General features: G+C 38.1%; 14 protein-coding genes. 1 reads left to right on the top strand and 13 read right to left on the bottom strand.

Annotated features, from left to right (window positions below; genetic code table 11):
• Nucleotides 1-95: 95 nt before the first annotated feature.
• Both parC and parE read right to left on the bottom strand, forming a co-directional pair.
• Nucleotides 96-2,549, bottom strand: a complete 2,454-nt coding sequence (parC, locus tag JF75_RS04875) for a DNA topoisomerase IV subunit A (protein WP_046332091.1) — start codon at nt 2,547-2,549, stop codon at nt 96-98.
• A gap of 15 nt (nt 2,550-2,564) precedes the next feature.
• The gene (parE, locus tag JF75_RS04870; protein WP_046332090.1) at nt 2,565-4,523 is read right to left on the bottom strand and encodes a DNA topoisomerase IV subunit B; all 1,959 of its coding nucleotides are present in this window, start codon (nt 4,521-4,523) and stop codon (nt 2,565-2,567) included.
• A gap of 95 nt (nt 4,524-4,618) precedes the next feature.
• Between parE and plsY the strand changes: the two genes are divergently transcribed.
• On the top strand, nt 4,619-5,254 hold the full coding sequence (gene plsY / locus JF75_RS04865) for a glycerol-3-phosphate 1-O-acyltransferase PlsY (RefSeq protein ID WP_046332089.1): 636 nt from the start codon (nt 4,619-4,621) through the stop codon (nt 5,252-5,254).
• Between the two features lie 161 nt (nt 5,255-5,415).
• Here plsY and JF75_RS04860 read toward each other — a convergent pair whose 3' ends face one another.
• The 11 genes from JF75_RS04860 to JF75_RS04810 form a co-directional block, all read right to left on the bottom strand.
• Entirely contained in the window at nt 5,416-6,306 is an 891-nt protein-coding gene (locus tag JF75_RS04860) for an aldose 1-epimerase family protein (protein WP_046332088.1), read from the bottom strand.
• An 18-nt stretch (nt 6,307-6,324) separates the two neighbouring features.
• Nucleotides 6,325-7,734 carry an ATP-dependent protease ATPase subunit HslU gene (gene hslU / locus JF75_RS04855; RefSeq protein WP_046332087.1) on the bottom strand — a complete coding sequence of 470 codons (1,410 nt, stop codon included), beginning with the start codon at nt 7,732-7,734 and terminating at the stop codon, nt 6,325-6,327.
• Nucleotides 7,735-7,754: 20 nt separating this feature from the next.
• A complete protein-coding gene (hslV, locus tag JF75_RS04850) occupies nt 7,755-8,279 on the bottom strand; it encodes an HslVU peptidase proteolytic subunit (RefSeq protein ID WP_046332086.1) in 525 nt (174 codons plus the stop codon).
• Nucleotides 8,276-9,205 carry a site-specific tyrosine recombinase/integron integrase gene (xerA, locus tag JF75_RS04845; protein ID WP_046332085.1) on the bottom strand — a complete coding sequence of 310 codons (930 nt, stop codon included), beginning with the start codon at nt 9,203-9,205 and terminating at the stop codon, nt 8,276-8,278. The genes hslV and xerA overlap by 4 nt, the downstream gene beginning before the upstream one ends.
• Nucleotides 9,206-10,522: a methylenetetrahydrofolate--tRNA-(uracil(54)-C(5))-methyltransferase (FADH(2)-oxidizing) TrmFO gene (gene trmFO / locus JF75_RS04840; RefSeq protein ID WP_046332084.1), complete on the bottom strand. Its 1,317-nt coding sequence runs from the start codon at nt 10,520-10,522 to the stop codon at nt 9,206-9,208.
• An 87-nt stretch (nt 10,523-10,609) separates the two neighbouring features.
• The gene (gene topA / locus JF75_RS04835; protein ID WP_046332083.1) at nt 10,610-12,721 is read right to left on the bottom strand and encodes a type I DNA topoisomerase; all 2,112 of its coding nucleotides are present in this window, start codon (nt 12,719-12,721) and stop codon (nt 10,610-10,612) included.
• Nucleotides 12,722-12,781: 60 nt separating this feature from the next.
• Nucleotides 12,782-13,633 (bottom strand): DNA-processing protein DprA, encoded by an 852-nt coding sequence (dprA, locus tag JF75_RS04830; protein ID WP_046332082.1) that lies wholly within the window; start codon nt 13,631-13,633, stop codon nt 12,782-12,784.
• A gap of 45 nt (nt 13,634-13,678) precedes the next feature.
• The gene (locus JF75_RS04825; RefSeq protein WP_046332081.1) at nt 13,679-14,434 is read right to left on the bottom strand and encodes a ribonuclease HII; all 756 of its coding nucleotides are present in this window, start codon (nt 14,432-14,434) and stop codon (nt 13,679-13,681) included.
• Complete coding sequence (gene ylqF, locus JF75_RS04820) at nt 14,431-15,270, bottom strand: ribosome biogenesis GTPase YlqF (protein ID WP_046332080.1); 840 nt, start codon at nt 15,268-15,270, stop codon at nt 14,431-14,433. Before ylqF ends, JF75_RS04825 begins: the two co-directional genes overlap by 4 nt.
• Before the next feature lie 51 nt (nt 15,271-15,321).
• The gene (locus tag JF75_RS04815; RefSeq protein ID WP_034979215.1) at nt 15,322-15,552 is read right to left on the bottom strand and encodes a YozE family protein; all 231 of its coding nucleotides are present in this window, start codon (nt 15,550-15,552) and stop codon (nt 15,322-15,324) included.
• A 3-nt stretch (nt 15,553-15,555) separates the two neighbouring features.
• On the bottom strand, nt 15,556-16,416 hold the full coding sequence (locus JF75_RS04810) for a DegV family protein (protein ID WP_046332079.1): 861 nt from the start codon (nt 16,414-16,416) through the stop codon (nt 15,556-15,558).
• Nucleotides 16,417-16,512 lie beyond the last annotated feature (96 nt).

Below are 16,512 nucleotides of genomic sequence, written 5' to 3'. Positions count from 1 at the left end.
GCTATTATCAATCAAAAACCCCTTTGTGTCAAAGTATTATTTAAAGCTGTTAAAGCACTTCCATAAATTATTAATATCATTAAATAAATAAAAAATTATTTATCACTTAAAGGTTCACCAAACTTTATATTAACTGGCTGGCCATCACTTGTTGTATCCAAGACAAAAGAGCCATTAGAATACCTATCACCGAGCGGATAGTCTTTAGTTGAAAGTTTTATGTGACGTTTACTTGTTGTTGTGATCAGCAGGTTATGTTCTTGACCATATGAAATAATTGCTGCAATACGGTGAGGTTTAGTTTTGAGTTCTCTTAAAACTAATACCCCTCGTTTGGCACGAGATACTTTATTGACTAACTCAGCTTTAAACTGCTTGAATGCTCCCCTTTGAGTAATTATGCCGATACGAATTAAGTCAAGATAATCAGGATTGATTACTACATACGAAACTACATAGTCATCATCCTTTAAATTCACAGATTTTACACCAAATGATTTGGCACCTGATGCAGGAATTTCAGTTAACTCATAACGAACTGCATAAGCTTTATGCGTAAATAAAATGATTTCATTATTGCTATCAGGTTTTACTAAATCAACACGAACTATCCGACTATCTGTTTTTTTCATTTTCATTGCAGTAATTGCGCGTGAACGATAAGTTCTAGTAGGCTGGAGATTACTTAGTTCCAACTGTTTTATATAACCATCATTAGTTGCCATTAAAAAGTTTAGTTTTTGATTTAATTGGTCAAAATCAAAAACGCTAATGATATTCTCATCCCCGCTTAAGCCAATTTCTTGAGATAAGTGCTGGCCTGTTTCTTTCCACTTAGTTTCTACTAACTCATTTACTGGTCTATAAATGACATTACCACGGTCAGTGAACAGATATAGATTTGTTAGTGTGGACAATGTCTTTTCAAAAACAACATCATCCCCACTCGGCAAACCATTATCCTCATCATCACTTGACTGCCAAGAGCGAAGAGACGATCTCTTCAAGTAGCCATCACGACTGATTAAAACACGTACTTGTTCATCTGCCACTAGTGCTTTTTCATCAATTTGAATCTTAGCGGTTTCAGATGAAATTTCAGTGCGCCGAGGATTGCCAAATTCCTTCTTAACAGTCGTTAATTCCTTAATTATTTCCTTTTCTAAAATCTTTTTATTAGACAAAAGTTCTTTAAAACGTGCTATTTTATCATTCAGCTCGCTTTGCTCTTTAACTAAAGCATTAACGTCAGTATTAGTTAACCTGTATAATTGCAAGGACACAATTGCCTCTGCCTGCCGAGCAGTAAACTTAAACTTGTCTGATAGATTTTTCTTTGCTTCTGCCTTATTTTTAGAAGCTCGGATGACTTTAATTACTTTGTCCAGGATATCCATGGCATGGATTAAGCCTTGTATAATTTCCAGACGCTCTTCTGCTTTATTTAAATCAAATTTCGTCCTCTTAATTACTACGTCTTTTTCATGTTCTAAGTAAGAAGACAGTATATGCTTTAAACCAACTTGCATTGGTGTCATGTGGTCAATGGCAACCATATTAAAATTATAGGAAACTTGCAATTCAGTATTCTTAAATAAATAATTCAGAATATTTTGTGCATCAGCCCCTTTTTTTAACTCCACTACGATTGATAAACCATGACGGTCAGTTTCATCACGCACTTCTGCTATACCATCAATCTCCCTGTTTAAGCGGATTTCATCCATTTTTTTAACTAGCAGAGCTTTATTAACAGCAAAAGGTATCTCAGTAATGACAATTTCTTCGCGGTGCCCTCTTATTTCCTGAATTGAACTTTTGGCTCGGACCTGGATGCGTCCTCGACCGGTTTCATAGGCTTCACGTAATCCCTTTTGCCCTAAAACAATCGCACCTGTAGGAAAATCTGGGCCTTTGACAAAATGCATTAGATCATCAAGACTGGCATCAGGATTTTTTAGCAAATAAATAGTAGCATCAATTACCTCTATTAAATTATGCGGTGGAATCTCAGTTGCATAACCAGCCGAAATACCTGTAGAGCCATTAACTAATAAATTAGGAAACCGAACAGGTAAAACTGTCGGCTCATACTCAGTATCATCAAAGTTCAAGACCATGTTGACTGTATCTTTATCAATATCTTGTAACAACATGTTGGAAATCTTGCTTAAACGTGATTCGGTATAACGCATTGCAGCGGGGCCATCGCCATCCATTGAACCATTGTTACCGTGCATTTCAATAAGAGGTTCTCGCATTTTCCAATCTTGAGAAAGGTGGACCAGAGCACCATAAATAGAACTGTCACCATGGGGGTGAAAATTACCCATGATATTTCCTACAGCTTTCGCCGCCTTTTTAAATGGCTTGTCGTAGGTATTGTTATCCTGGAACATAGCGTAAAGGATTCTTCTTTGCACTGGTTTTAAACCGTCACGAATATCCGGTAAGGCACGTTCCTGGATAATATATTTGGAATATCTGCCAAATCGCTCACCCATGACCTGCTCAAGGGGCATTTCACGAATTCGTTCTTTTGTAGCCATTAATTAAAAACCTCTTTAATCATTTTCTTCTTCCAAAATTGAAGTATTATCCCCAAGTCTGAACTTAACATTTTCCTCAATCCATTTTCGCCTGGCACCTGCTTTGTCACCCATTAGTGTGGTCACACGACGTTCAGCCAAGGCAGCATCGTCAATTTTTACCCGAATAAGCAACCTGGTTTCTGGATCCATTGTTGTTTGCCACAGCTGTTCGGCATTCATTTCACCTAGTCCCTTAAACCGTTGTAAAGCATAACCACGACCCATTTTCTTTTCATCGGCAGCAAGTTCTTCATCAGTCCAGGAATACTTTACCTGAGCCTTTTTGCCACGACCTTTTTGCAAGCGATAAAGAGGAGGTAAAGCAATATAAACTTTGCCATGCTCAATCATTGGTCTCATATAGCGGTAGAAAAAGGTTAATAATAAAATCTGAATGTGGGCACCATCATCATCGGCATCCGTCATAATAATTACTTTATCGTAATTTGAATCTTCAACTTTAAATTCAGCACCTACGCCGGCACCAATGGTGTAAATCATGGTATTGATTTCTTCATTTTTAAATATGTCCTGTAATTTTGCTTTTTGAGTATTTAAAACTTTTCCCCGTAAAGGCAATATTGCTTGGAACTTTCGGTCTCGACCTTGCTTTGCAGAGCCGCCAGCAGAGTCCCCCTCAACCAAGAAAAGCTCATTCCTTTTAGGATTACGTGATTGTGCCGGTGTTAGTTTACCAGACAGGACTTCCTTTTTACGACGTTTTTTGCCATTTCGACTTTCGTTACGAGCCTTTTTAGCTGCTTCACGGGCATCCCTTGCTCTTTGTGCCTTTTTCACCAGCTCTTGAGCCAGTTCGCCTTTTTCCATCAGGTAATAAGACATTTTTTCATAAACGATGGCATCAACAACTGATCTAGCCTGAGGAGTGCCTAGTTTACCCTTAGTCTGCCCTTCAAATTCTAATAACTCTTCTGGAATTTTGACTGATAAAACAGCACTTAAGCCTTCGCGATAATCGGAGCCGTCGATATTTTTATCTTTTTTGCCTAACAGTCCCTGTTTCTTAGCATAATCATTAAAAGCACGCGTAAAACCAGTTCGTGCACCTACTTCGTGAGTACCACCATCCGCTGTACGCACGTTATTTACAAAAGAAACCAGGTTTTCAGAGTAACTGTCACTATACTGACCGCTGAATTCAACCTCAATTTCATCTTGTTTACCAGAAAAGTAAAAAATGTCGCTTAAAGAATCTTTACCTTCATTCAAATAGGAGACAAAAGCTTTAATACCTTCATCATACTTAAAATCATCATGATGTTGAGGCTCACGTTCATCTACTAAGACAAAGCGCACACCTTTAAGCAGAAAAGCCGACTCTCGTATGCGTTCTTGAATAGTTTCATATTTATATTTAATAGTCGAAAAAATTTTTTCATCAGGTTTAAAAGTAATGGTGGTACCAGTAGGTTCCTTAGTTTTGCCTAAACGTTTCAAAGTACCAATAGGGTGTCCGCCATCTTTAAACTCTTCTTCGTATGCTATCCCATCTCTGACCACTTTAACAGCCATATAACTGGAAAGAGCATTGACAACAGAGGAACCTACTCCATGAAGTCCACCGGAAGTTTTATAATTTTGCTCGGTAAACTTGCCACCGGCATGCAAAACAGTCAGTATAACTTCAATTGTGGGTTTGCCTGACTTATGCATACCGGTGGGCATACCCCGGCCAAAATCACGTACCGTCACACTGTTATCTTGATGAATCGTCACGTCAATTTCTTTACCAAATCCGGCCATTGCCTCATCTACTGAATTATCAACAATTTCGTAGACAAGCTGATTGAGGCCATGAACATCAGTAGACCCAATATACATGCCTGGACGCTTGCGTACAGCTTCCAGGCCATGAAGAATCTGAATTGATGAGTCATCATAAGAATTTATTTTTTTACTTGTTTTAGCCAAATAGACTCCTCCAGTTAAAAATCATTTATTATTTTCATCCTCTTATTTGTAAACTCTGATAAAATAGCATTAGACTTTAAGAGAGCAGGATATCAATGATAAACTTAAATTTAATTCTGATATTTATTCTAGCATATTTAATAGGTTCGTTTCCCACAGGCGTGATCGTCGGCAAGATATTTTTTGCGGAAGATATTAGAAACTATGGCTCTGGCAATATTGGAACCACCAACTCTTTTCGCGTTTTTGGACCGTTTGCAGGCTGTCTGGTTTTGATTGTTGATGTTCTCAAAGGAACATTAGCCACAAATTTACCCAGAATTTTCCATCTTAATGCTCCTAAATACTTTTTGTTAATTTCAGGAGGCTTAGCAATTCTGGGACACACGTTTTCCATTTTTCTCAAATTTAAAGGTGGCAAAGCCGTAGCAACCAGTGCTGGACTTTTTTTGGGCTATAACCTAAAATTTTTTGGTGTTTGTGCCCTTATTTTCTTGCCATTGGTTTTCATCACGTCTTATGTCAGCCTGTCCAGTTTAATCGCCGTAGTCTTAATATTCATTGTAACCTTCTTTTTTCATGATGTTTTTCTGGAGATAATTGTGGGCTGCATCATGATTATCTTATTTATCCGTCACAGAAGCAATATTAAACGATTATTGCACCACCAAGAGAATATCATTCCTTTTGGCTTGTGGTACTGGTATAAGAAAAAGCACCATAAATTATAGTTGCATATTAGATAAATATGGCTAACAATTTCAGCTAGCTATTTTATTATAAACATAAGAACGCTTGTTCGCAAGAGCAATTTTTGTTGAAATTAATAAGACTGTAAAAAGGAAGCCCACGAGGGCTTCCTTTTTAATTTATATAATTTACTTATTAAAACTTATTCATCTTGATCATGAAAAGCCATACTAAAGCCAGCTGTAAAAGTATCACCAGCTTCAAGGTGGTTCATGCCGTATTTGTCTTCCAATTTTTGGTTAGTATCAGTGCGATCTGCAATGCCCCACCATGGTTCAATACAGACATAATCAGCAGTCTTAGGGTATTGGGACCACACACCGACAAAGGGAGCATCCCTTAGCCAAACGTTTACATGAAAATTATTGGCATCCGTTCTTAAAGATACCCGGTTGTCGTGTCCCCGCATTTGAAAAATCAAGGCATCATCTTTAAATAGGTGATCACTAAGGGTAATCAAACTATTGGTTGAAGCCAGCGACCGATTAGGCCAGTCTAAAAACGCTCCTTTAAGAGGAATACGTACGCGAGCACGAGAAGGTTTAGTACTAAAGTAAAAATCTTCCTTAGACAATGTCTTGCTAGTGGGGATGTTAAAACCGGGATGTCCCCCGATACCAAAAATCATTTCGCCATCTGACTTATTAATGACCGAAAAATTTTCTTCCAGCAAATTATTAAGCAAGTTATAGTTCACACGCAACTCAAATTTGAACGGATAAACCTCTCGGGTTTTTGCAGAATCCGTTAGCAAAAAAGTGATGCTTTCGCCCGTATGTCGCTCAACTTTAAACTCTGAATCTCGTGCAAAACCATGTTGAGTTAAGTGGTAGGTTTTGCCCTGATAAGTATATTCATCATTTTTAAGTTTCCCCACAATGGGAAAAAGTACGGGAGCATGCCTTTTCCAAACTTCAGGATCAGCCTGCCAAATATATTCGTATCCGCTATGTAAACTTTTCACACTTTGCACTTCAGCACCCTTACTGGAAATTTCAACCTGTAAGATGCTATTTTTAATAGTGTAATTCATGCTTAATCATCACCTTTGTTAAAGAATGAACTTAGTTAAATCTTTATTTGTTATTATATCACTAAGTTTTTCGTTAACATATGCCTCAGTAACTGTAATTTCGCCCATGGACATATCTGGACCTTCATACAAAACATCCTCCAGCAGCTTCTCAAGAATTGTTGACAATCTTCTGGCACCAATATTGTCAGTTCCCTGGTTTACGTCATATGCAATTTGAGCAATTCGATCAACTGCTTCTTGCGTAAAGACTAATTTGATTCCGTCAGCTTTCATCAAGGCTACATATTGTTCTAAAAGTGAATCTTCAGGATCCTTGAGAATCTTAACAAAATCGTCTTTTGTTAAAGCATTGAGTTCAACCCTAATTGGAAAACGACCTTGCAATTCAGGAATTAAATCACTTGGCTTAGATTCAGAAAATGCTCCAGCAGCAATAAAGAGTATGTGATCAGTTGCTACAGGACCATATTTAGTTTGAACAGTAGAACCCTCTACAATTGGCAAAATATCTCTTTGCACACCCTCACGTGATACTTCACCGGAAGTTTTCTTATTGCCGGCAGTAATTTTATCAATTTCATCAATAAAAATAATGCCGTTATTAGCTGTACGCTCAATAGCTTTTTGATAAAGGGAGTCATAATCAATCATCTTACGGGATTCTTGCTGAATTAAGACTTCACGGGCATCTTTAACTGCTAAAGTACGTTTAATTTTCTTTTTAGGAACCAAATCGTTAAGCATTGAGCTCATATCAATTCCCATTTGCCCCATCATGTCACCCATGGGATTGACTTTAGGCGCTTGTTCAACTTCGATAGTGACCTCCCGATTTTCAAGCAAGCCCTTATTTAACTGCTCTGCCACAGTAAGACGCTGATTACGAACATCATCAGTTATTTCTTCTTGGTCTGCGGCAGAAGACTGATCATTGTTCTGACCCCCTGCCATGATCATTGACATCATATCTTGCCATTCCTGCATCTGATTTTTTCTTTTATCTTTTTTGACTCCAGGAACAAGCAAACGTACTAAAATTTTGTTGGCCTTTTTAGTTGCCTGAGGGCGAACACGCTCAAATTGATCCTTTTCTTCCATGCGCACTGCTTCATTTACCAAATCGCGCACCATTGACTCAACATCACGACCGACATAACCAACTTCAGTAAATTTTGTGGCTTCTACTTTGACAAACGGCGCATTAACAATCGCTGCTAATCTTCTGGCAATTTCTGTTTTACCAACGCCCGTGGGCCCCGCCATTAAGAGGTTCTTAGGTGTGATATCTTCCTGCATTTTTTTTGGTAGCTGCATTCTGCGATAACGATTATAAAGAGCAACAGCAACTGCCTTTTTAGCTTCATCTTGGCCTATAATGTATTCATTAAGTAAATTAACAATTTGCTTTGGTGTTTTTGTTTCCATATTATTTATCTGCCTCGTTTTTACAATTCGTCAGTTATAATCTGATTATCAGTAAAGATATCAATTCCAGAAGCAATTTCAACAGCCTCATGAGCAATTTCACTGGCACTCATATTGGACGAATGTCTAGTCATTGCGATGGCGGCAGCCTGAGCAAAGTTGCCACCAGAACCAATTGCAACCACATTTTCATCTGGTTCGAGCACTTCACCATTGCCGGAAATTAATAAAAGATCTTTTTCGTTAAAAGCAATGAGCATGGCCTCCAGCTTTTGCAGGGTTGCGTCTTTACGCCATGCTTGTGCCATTTCCACAGCAGCTCTGCGTAAATCGCCTCCAAAAGCTTCTAATTTGCCTTCAAGCATGTCTTGCAAACTGACGGCATCGGCTACGCCACCAGCAAAGCCAATTACAACCTGATCGTGATAGATTCGTCTAATCTTTTTAGCTGTAGCTTTGGCAATTACTTTTTCACCCAAGGTTACCTGCCCATCTCCTGCAATTGCGGTTTTACCATTAAATTTTACTGAACATATTGTTGTCATTTTTTGGCCTCATCTTTCTTATCGTTACGAGTAAAGTACTTTTCATAATTTGCTTGTAAGTGGCTCATGGTCACATGAGTATATATTTGGGTAGTTGATAAATTATCATGCCCCAAAAGTTCCTGTACGCTGCGTAAATCTGCACCGTTATTCAACATTGCCGTGGCGAAGGAATGGCGCAATTCATGCGGGTGTACTTTACCATTAATGCCCGCTGCGTTAAAAACTTTTTGCATAATATACTCGATGCCGCGATCCGTTAATGGTTCACCTTTATTATTTAAAAAGACATAATCAGAACCGTCAGCACCGTTTACAAGTTGATTGCGACCGTTTTCCCAATAATTAACTAAGGCAGCTTTAGTTTTATCATCGAACGCCACGTACCTGTCTTTATTACCTTTACCGTGAACTAGAATTATCTTTAAATCTAAATTTACTTGCTTTCTTGTTAAGTTGCTTACCTCGCTAACCCTCATCCCAGTAGTATAAAACAATTCAATTAACGCTAAATTACGCAAAGTTAAGGGTTCATTTCCACTTAAAGAGTCAAATACTTGTTTCATCTCTGGTGCATAAAAAAACTGGGGTAACTTTCGTTCTTTAGAACGCAGAGCAATTGTCTGCGTTGGATCTATTTTAACAATTTTTCGCCTAGTTAAAAAGTGATAAAAGGACCTGAGACTGGACATTTTACGTGACTGCGTCGTACGTGCTAAATTGCGTTCTGTTAAGTTTTGTAAAAAAATTTCAACATCACGTCTGTTTATTTTTGTCCAACCATTAAAGCCGCCATTTTCCTGCCAAAATTTCTCAGCCTCAAGCAAATCGGTTTGATAAGCCAGTATTGTTTGGGGACTATACTGGCGTTCATTACGCAAATATGATGTGAACAGGTTTATCAGCTCATCTTTTTTAGCATCCATTTATTGCAGCACTTCCTGTTGAAATTCCTTCAGACATTCTAAGCCGCGCTGACTGATCTTTAAGTGACGTTCTTTCTTGTTGCGCACTTTAGGACCTTCAAGACCTGGAATTAAAGCGAAACTGGCATTCATGGGTTGAAAATGCTTGATGTCAGCAGTAGTTACGTAATTAGCCATTGATCCTAAAGCAGTTAGTTTAGGAAAAGCAACCGGTTCTTGGCCACTGGCTCTTCTAGCAGCGTTAATCCCTGAAACCAGACCACTGCCAGCACTTTCAACATATCCTTCGACTCCAGTCACTTGTCCTGCAAAGAATAGACCTGGTTGCTTTTTTGCTTCATATGAGGCAGATAATACAGCTGGTGAAGCCATGTAGGTATTGCGGTGCATTTTGCCATACCTGATAAAACGAGCATGAGCCAGACCTGGAATCATGGCAAAAACTCGTTTTTGTTCACCATATTTTAGGTGAGTCTGGAAGCCGACGATATTATACATCGAGGCTACAGCATTATCTTGTCTAAGCTGAACAACAGCATAAGGAGTTTTTCCAGTAGCTGGGTTTTCCAGTCCTACAGGTTTAAGGGGACCAAAAAGCATGGTTTTCATACCTCTTTTCGCCATCACTTCAATCGGCATACAACCCTCAAAAACCTCACTATTTTCAAAGCTGTGTACTTCTGCAGTTTCTGCACTAATCAATTCCTGAGCAAAGTTTTCATATTCTTGCTTTGTCATAGGACAATTTAAATATGCAGCTTCACCTTTGTCATAGCGAGATTTTTTATAGACTATATCCATATCAATCGAATCGGCGGCAATTATTGGTGCTGCTGCGTCAAAAAAGTGCAGGCTTTCATTGCCTGAAAACTTTTGTATTTCCTCAGCCAATTTATCGCTAGTCAAGGGACCCGTAGCAATAATTGCAATTCGATCGGTTGGAATCTGGGTAATTTCTTCAGTATGAAAATTAATATTTGGCAGAGCCAGCAGCTTGCTTGTGACATAGTCACTGAATTGAGTTCTGTCAACTGCCAAGGCCCCACCGGCAGGAACTTGGGAATGATCAGCTGCTTTCATAATCAGCGAATCAAGCTGCCGCATTTCCTCTTTTAATAAGCCAACCGCATTAGATAACTGATTTGAGCGCATTGAGTTAGTGCATACCAGTTCAGCTAGCCGATCAGTTTTATGCGCCGGGGTCATTTTTTGGGGGCGCATTTCGTAAAAATCGACTGTGATTCCACGTTTTGCAAGTTGCCAGGCTGCCTCGCTTCCGGCCAGGCCGCCACCAATTACAGTTACTCTTTCAGGCATATGATCATATTCCTTTACTAAAAATATTTTACTTTATATACAAGAATATCATCAAATCATAAATGACCTGATGATATTAACATAAATTTAACTTTCTACAGTATCTTTTTCAGCACTTGTTTCTTCTTTATAATCGCCATTTGGACAAAGAACAACAGGTCCCTTTTTATTTCTTTTTTCAACGAGAAAATGGCCACAGTTAGGACAATTGCGGTTAATAGGCTTGTCCCAAGAAACAAAGTCACAATCAGGATAACGGGAACAACCATAGAACTTGCGGTTACGCTTTGATTTTTTCTCAATCACGTCACCTTTGCCACATTTCGGACAAATCACGCCAACCTTTTTTACAATTGCCTTCGTATTGCGACAATCCGGGAAACGTGAGCAGGCATAAAATTTGCCATAGCGTCCCATTTTAATAACCATCGGTGCACCACAGATATCACAATTAAAACCGGCAGGTTCATCTTTAATCTGCACCTTTTTGATATCAGCGTCAGCTTTATCCAGCTCTTTTTTAAAGGGATGATAATAATCATCAATTACTTTGACCCAATTTTTCTTGCCCTCTTCAATTCCGTCAAGATCATTTTCCAGTTGCGCTGTAAAGTCGATGTTGACAATATCAGGGAAAAATTTTTCGATCAAATTATCGACAATCTCGCCTAGCTCTGTGGGAACGATAGATTTACCATCTAATTTAACGTAGTAGCGTCGCTGGATAGTATCAATAGTTGGTGCATAAGTGGAAGGACGACCAACACCATTTTCTTCTAATGAATGAACTAAGCTGGCCTCTGTGTATCTGGCAGGTGGCATAGTGAAATGCTGCTTATTATCAGACTTGGCTAACTTAACTTTATCTCCCTCGTTTAATTCAGGTAATTCAACATTTTTTTCCTGTTGATTATCATAAACTTTGGTAAAGCCGGCAAATTTCATTTTTGATCCTGTAGTTCTGAATACTACTCCATTTTGTGTAATGTCTGCTCTTACTGTGTCATAAACAGCTGGAGTCATTTCACTAGCCAAAAATCTAGACCAAATCAATTTATACAAACGATATTGTTCAGTAGTTAAAACAGATTTGAGGGACTCTGGGGTGCGATAAACACTTGTTGGCCTGATAGCTTCATGGGCATCTTGAGCATCCTCTTGATTTTTGAAATGGCGCGCTCCTTTAGCAGCATACTCTTTACCATAATTTTCATTTAAAAATTTAGAGGCTTCCGCCTGTGCAACTGGGGATGTCCGCTTAGAATCAGTTCTCATATAGGTAATCAAGCCGACTGTACCCTGTTTACCTAGGCTAATGCCTTCATAAAGCTGCTGGGCAATACTCATCGTCTTTCTAGTACGATAATTCAGACGTTTGTTTGCTTCCTGCTGCATCGTCGAAGTGGTAAAGGGAGCGGCAGGCTGACGTCGACGCTCACGTTTAACAACATTTTCGACTTGAAAGTTTTTCTTTTTATCAATTTTAGCCAAAACTTTTTTGACAGAATCATTATCAGGTAAATCAGTTTTTTTGCCGTTAATACCCCAAAACTGACCATTAAAAGTCTTTTTTAATTTCTTAAATTCTGCCTCAATTGTCCAATATTCCTGTGGCTTAAAATTTTTGATCTCTTTTTCGCGATCAATTACCAATTTTAATGCAACTGACTGAACACGTCCGGCACTCAAACCTTTTTTGACCTTTTCCCACAAAATTGGCGAGAGCGAATAACCAACAATTCTGTCTAAAATACGGCGAGCTTGTTGAGCATTGACAGTATCCATGTCGATTGTTCTCGGGTTTTTAAAACTGTTTTTAACAGCGTCCTTTGTTACCTCATTGAACGTAACCCGATTTTTATCCTTTTGATCTAAATTGAGCACATGAGCAACATGCCAAGCAATTGCTTCACCTTCACGGTCAGGGTCGGATGCCAAATAAACATCTTTGGCTTTTTTAGCTTCCGACTTAAGTTCCTTAATGGTATCGCCTTTACCCCGGATAGAAATATATTTTGGCTTATAATTATTGTCAAAATCAATTCCCATTTGCGACTTTGGCAAGTCACGAATATGACCTTTAGAAGCAATTACACGATAATTACGTCCTAAATATTTTTCAATAGTTTTAGCCTTAGCCGGAGACTCAACTATTACTAGTGTCTTCTTACGTTTCTTTGGCTTTGATTTAGTAGGCATCAAAAGCCTCCTCATTAAATTCTTTTTTAAATACTCATTTGAGAATAGAATATTTAACTACTAATTGTCAAATCTTTCAAGTTGCAAGTCAAAACCAGTGATTGGATAAGCACCCGCTTGAATTAGTTTATTGGGTCCTTGAGATAGTTCACTGGTAATAGGACCTGGTAAAGCATAAATGTCCCGATTTTCTTGTAGAGCTAGGTTTGCTGTAATTAGAGAACCTGACTTCTGCTTTGCCTCAGTAACAATTACACTGTCAGCTATTCCAGCCAAAATTCTGTTCCGCTGGGGAAATCTATAAGGTCTGGGTGGAGTATCAGGCAAATATTCACTCACTAATAGGCCTTTTTGAGCAATTTCTTTTTGCACATGTTGGTTTATTTGCGGATAAAAATGGTTTAACCCATTACCAACCACCGCAATTGTTTGACCGTTAAATTTTAGTGCTGCCTTATGTGCCATAACGTCCACGCCTTTAGCTAGTCCACTGGCAATAATAAAATCATCCTTTATTAGATTAGGCACAAGTTTATTCAAAACCAAGTTGCTATAATTAGTGGCCTGACGGGAACCTACAATTGTAACGATTTTTTGCTGAAGTAATTCCAAATTCCCTTGTAAAAACAAAATTAAAGGTGGCTGATAAATTTGACGTAGCTTTTCGGGATATTCCACATCAAAAAAGCTAATAACCCGACATTGCTTTTCTATTCTTCTGATCATTTTATCCGCATATCTGTCATTATAAGCATTCAGACAGACTTTTATCAAATTACTGGTCAAATTTAAGTTTTTAATAGTCTGAATATCAATATCAGCAAGTTGTAACTGACTAGCAACTTGTAACATCTTAACATATCCAATACCTTTTTGTAATTTTAAGCGCAAAAGAAAATTGGTAATCTTCATAAAAAACCTCCTAAATACAAATACGTAAAAAGGAGGCATATTTTTTTATTTATAAAAAGAATTCACTGGTGCAAATGTTTTTCGGTGAATTGGCGTTGGACCATATTTTGCCAGTGCTTGAAGATGAGCTTGAGTGCCATAGCCAGCATTTTCATCAAAATGATACTTAGGATAAATTTTGGCATAGTCTGCCATCAAGTTATCCCTGAATACTTTGGCAACAATTGAAGCAGCAGCAATTGAATTTGATTTGGCGTCACCCTTTATTAGCCGAACCTGCGGCAATTGAACTGGCACCTGCATAGCATCAACAAGCAAAGCGTCAGGCTTGACGTCTAAATTCTTGACAGCTTCAGCCATTGCCAAACGATCTGCTTCATAAATATTTATTTCATCAATCACTTGCGGACTTTTTAAACCGATTGCCACACTAACCGCTTCCTTTAAAATTAAGGGAAATAATTCTTGGCGGCGCTTGGCACTTAATTTTTTAGAGTCATTGACATCTGTCAAATCAAAATTGTCATCAATAATTACGGCGGCTGTCACAACAGGACCAGCTAATGGTCCTCTGCCGACTTCATCTACCCCGGCGACAGTTTCGTTTTTGGCCCAAAAAGTTTTTTCATAAGCAAATCTTTTTATAAAGGCGGCTTTTTTCTTAGCTAATTTTTGCTGGCGATTATGATAACTTAGCAAGAGCTTTTGAACACCCACACGAGTATCATTTTCTAAAATTTTCAAATCTTCATGATTGACTGAGCCCTGTGCCAGTAATTTTTTTATTTCACCAATTGTCATAACCGATCCAAAGTAATCCTTCCTACTTTTCCTTTACGCAATCTTTGCAATAAATACATAGAGAAACGATCATAATCGTCACGCATACCATATTCCTCGGTCAGTGCCAGTAACAGATCAGTATCATTAATATGTTGAATTTCTGCTTTGGAAGTTCTAGCAAACTTGCTTAAATCATTTAAATAGTGTTTGCGTAACATTGCTAATAAAAATAAGGCAACATCATCAGCGCTAAAAACAGTATCCTTAATTGCTCCCAGTGCCGCAAGCTTTAGACCGACTGTTTGATCTTCGAATTTAGGCCACAGAATTCCGGGAGTATCTAAAATTTGAATATTATCGGCAGTTTTGAGCCAATTTTGCCCCTTGGTTACTCCCGGTTTATTACCAACCTGAGTGACATTGCGACCAACAAGACGATTAATAATTGTGGACTTGCCGCAATTGGGGATACCAGCAATTGCAACTCTGATAACAGGGCTTGATGCACCTTTTTGTTGTAATTTTTCAATTTTCGCTGCAGCAGCTTTTTTGATCATCTTCACGAGCACTTGCATATTGGTATTATGAAGAGAATCCAGAGACATCACAAACTTTCCTTTAGTGGTAAACTTTTTCTGCCACCTTTTAGTCATCACTGGATCTGCCAAATCAGCTTTATTTAGAATAATCAAATGTGGTTTACTGCCTACAAGTTTTTCGATCATTGGGTTACGTGATGATTGAGGAATTCGTGCATCTAAAACTTCTACAATGACATCAATTAAATTCATTTTATCTTCAAGTTGATTCCGAGCTTTATTCATATGCCCTGGATACCACTGAATATTAACCATTTTTTGCCTTTCTTACGCGAAAAAGGCTCCATAGCAATTAGAAGCCCTAATTTAATACGTCATCTTTTCACGATACATTTGATATGCTTTGTCAAAAATGCTCATGCTTGGTAAATAACCACCATTAAGCTCAAGATAATCAGATAATTTTTCATAATTTTGCTCTTGCTTGGGAAAAGTCTGATCATTTTGTGCATTATTTGCAAACTGCGCAACTTCATCATTTGAATCAGCATTACGCTGTGTCATTAAATAGCGATAAAAGCTTTCTCTATATGCCAATTTTTACTCCGTGTAATACAAAACTGCGTATGCTCCCATCCCTGCATGCGTTGCAATAATAGGACTGGTTTCTCGCACTAAAACATCAATTTTAGAATTAATATCTTTAATTTTTTGGGCAAAATCGAGTAGCTTTTGCGGTGTGCTTCCCGTTGCAACGTATGAGATACCTACTTCTTTAATTTTTTCTTTATTAGCTTCAATATCATCTAAAACGCGCTTATCAAAAGCTAAAGAAAATTTTTTGCCTCTTCCTTTTTTGGCAATTTTCAAATGACCATTCGGCATTTGCAATTCAATATGTATATTAAGCATGTTGACAATTTTACCAGCCAAAGGACCTAAGCGTCCACCTTTAATAACATTTTCCAAATTAACAATTAGAAGATGCAAACGCTGTGTTTTTTTGATTTTTTCAATATGAGCCAAAATTTCAGGAATACTTTTGCCAGCGGCAATATCCCGTGCAGCGGCTAATACCTGAAATCCTTCAGAGCGGTCAGTTAATTCAGAGTCAACTATATGTACCAGATCTGATTTACCAGTTAATTTTACAGCCTGACGAGCTGCGTCAATTGTACCGCTTAATACCTTCGCCAAAAATATGCCAATGACTTCGCTACCATCTTTAGTTAACTCATTAATCGTATCAACCATGGTTCCTATAGGTGGTTGACTCGTAGTTGGGAGTTGTTTAGACTCACTCATTTTTTGGACAAATTGCTGTCTGGTTATTTCCACTCCATCAAGATAAGTATCACCATCGATTGTGACCGATAAAGGCACAACGGTAATATGATATTTTTTAATTTCTTCCGGTGTTAACTGCGCGGAAGAATCAGTCAAAATTTTTATTTCTGACAACGTACTCGCCCTCAATTCTGATTTGATGTTCTCATTTATGATAGAATGTGAACTGTATTAATTATAATTATTATAGCAAAAAAACTAGTAAAAAAA

This window comes from Lactobacillus kimbladii (genome assembly GCF_000970755.1).
In the GTDB taxonomy this organism is placed as follows: domain Bacteria; phylum Bacillota; class Bacilli; order Lactobacillales; family Lactobacillaceae; genus Lactobacillus; species Lactobacillus kimbladii.
This window is presented reverse-complemented; position numbering and strand designations above follow the sequence as displayed.